Annotated in this window: 1 protein-coding gene; it reads right to left on the bottom strand. The window is 68.2% G+C overall.

Annotated features, from left to right (window positions below):
• On the bottom strand, positions 1 to 429 hold a 429-nt coding region (locus AC1DYG_RS19795; RefSeq protein ID WP_477641555.1), incomplete at its 3' end, for an acyl-CoA dehydrogenase family protein.
• Positions 430 to 444 lie beyond the last annotated feature (15 nt).

Genomic DNA, 444 nt, shown 5'->3' with positions numbered 1-444 from the left:
CACGACGACCCAGTCGGCGTGGTCACAACCGGAGGACCAGGCCCACGCACCGGAGACCTGGTACCCGCCGTCGACCGCGGTGCCCGCGCCCATCGGTGCGTACGAGGACGAGATCCGGACGTCGCGGTCCACTCCCCACACGTCCTCCTGCGCCTGCTGCGAGAACAGCGCGAGGTGCCAGTTGTGCACGCCGATGATGCCGGCCACCCAGCCGGTCGAGCCGCATGCGCTCGCGATGTTGCGGACCGCGGTGTAGAACTCCACCGGGCTCGCCTCGTAGCCGCCCCACTGGGCGGGCTGCAGAAGACGGAAGAAGCCGGCCTCCTGAAGGGCCTTGATCGAATCGTCGGGAATTCGACGAAGATCCTCGGTCTCCTGTGCGCGCTCGCGCAGGGTCGGCAGAAGCTCGTTCAGCTTCTCGATCACCACGCGGCTGTCGTGCTC

This window comes from Pedococcus sp. P1_H8 (genome assembly GCF_056405175.1).
Note: the sequence above shows the minus strand (reverse complement) of the source record. Positions and strands in the feature narration are given on the sequence as shown.